Raw genomic sequence first — 1,848 nt, forward strand, 5'->3', positions numbered from 1 at the left:
CTAACGAGGCTGTAGAAAAACGCTCCCCAGAGCCCCCATCCCAGCCTTTTTGTGTCGTTCATTGTTCCCCAACCTATGGCTGGGCTTTTCCTGTTTTCTTGGCACGCCGCCGTTTGATCGACCACAACCGGGCCCTGATGCGCCCCATAAAGGTCCTTGCGGGCCGCTGTTCTGGCGGCGCAACCTTAGGCAGCCATCCGCCCATAATTGGCCAGTTTCTCGATATTATGGACGAGGCAGTAGAGCTGCCACTGGCCCTGTACCTTCTTCTTACCCCGGAGACTGAACCGGTTCAGTCCCTTGGTCGTGCCGATGTTGCCGAACACCGGCTCCACCACCGACATGCGGTGACTGTAGACCGCTTTCCCCTGTTGGCTATCCACCCGGTGTTTCATCCAGTCGGTGTAGTTGGGGAGGCGCTTGTTCTCTATCGTAAACGATACCTGTCGACCGGAACCGTTACGGTGGTTTGCCGAGGCGGGATTGTGCATGCATCGATGCTTCTTGGGGCAGTGACGGCACTGGAGCAACCGCCCCTCGAAGTGCACCCGGATTTTGCCATTTTCGGCTTCCCGTTGGCTTCGGTAAGTCAGTGATTCGCCCGCCGGGCAGATGCAGGTCAGCTTCACCGGATCGAACTGGAATTCACTGGCCGGGATGGTCTTTTTCCACCCCGTGGCAGGCCGGTTCTGGTGGCGTTTGCCGTACTTGTCCTTTTGTTGGGCGAACTTCGGGTCGCGGCTTCGGAAACGGTTGTCCGGTACATAGCCGTTGATGCGTCGTTCGTGCAGGTACTGCATGTTCGCTTCGTTGGCGAAGCCGGTGTCGGCAGTAACGATGGTGCCGTTCTCGTAAATAGCCTCATTGATGCCCAGCCTTTGGTACCGGGCCTCGACCGTCTCCAGCACCGGGGCCAGCGTGTGGTGTTCCTGCCCTTCGCCGAAGGCCTGGGCGTCGATGATGATCTGGTGTTTCTTATCCACCGTGGCCACGCCGTTATAGCCCTGGATCGTGCCCTTGCTGGTGGTCATCTTGGCGCTGTCGTTATCGGTGATGTTGCTCTTCACTTCCGTGTTCCGCTTCCCCCGACCCTTCCGTGGGCGGTTCGTCTTTAGGAAACGGTCCACTTTGTCCAGAGACTCATCCAGCGAGAGGATGGTCTTCGCCTGGCGGATGTCCCGGTCCAGCTCGGCTTCCGTTTCCGCCTCGTCCCGTTCGTGGTGTTCCTGCAGATGATGGCGGATCAGCCGTCGCAGCTTGCCCCGTTTCTCGCCCAGCTCGCGGAAGGTGCCGGACCATTCCTTGGCTGCGTTCGAGGGCATCTTGCAGCCGTCGATGGCAAAGAGTTCATTGCCCAGCAGACCCTGCTCGTCGCAGACCAACAGCACCTGCTCAAACAACGCCTCGATCTCGTCGGCGTGCTTGCTGACAAAGGCCGCCAGAGTGGTGAAGTGCGGCACCGTGTCGCAGGATAGCGCTTTGAACAGGATGTTGGTCTCGCAGCACCACTGCATCTCGCGGCTGGAGGTGATGCCCTTGGAGTAGGCGAAGAGGATGATCTTGAGCAGGATCGCCGGGTCGTAGGCCAGCCGGCCGGTGTCGTCGTTGCGATACCGGGGATGGAAGACCGACAAATCCAGCTTGTGCTCAATGAGGTAATGCACCGCGTACTCGAAGGTGCCGGGCTGGATCTGGTCCTGGTAGTTGATCACGACCATGGCGTCCTGGTCGTAGTTGTAGGGCTTGAAACGGGGCATGGTGGAAGACGGGTCCTTGTCAGCCAGCGATGGGTCGATGCTACCAGAGCCGGATCGGCGATTGCGGGACTTTTTCTACAGCCTCAACGCC

1 protein-coding gene is annotated in these 1,848 nt (G+C 59.3%); it reads right to left on the reverse strand.

What is annotated here, in order from left to right; translation table 11 throughout:
- Positions 1–185: 185 nt before the first annotated feature.
- The gene (locus C8D92_RS15550) at positions 186–1,757 is read right to left on the reverse strand and encodes a transposase (protein ID WP_116919948.1); all 1,572 of its coding nucleotides are present in this window, start codon (positions 1,755–1,757) and stop codon (positions 186–188) included.
- Positions 1,758–1,848 lie beyond the last annotated feature (91 nt).

The sequence above is a fragment of the Tamilnaduibacter salinus genome, from assembly GCF_003096655.1.
Lineage (GTDB): Bacteria > Pseudomonadota > Gammaproteobacteria > Pseudomonadales > Oleiphilaceae > Tamilnaduibacter > Tamilnaduibacter salinus.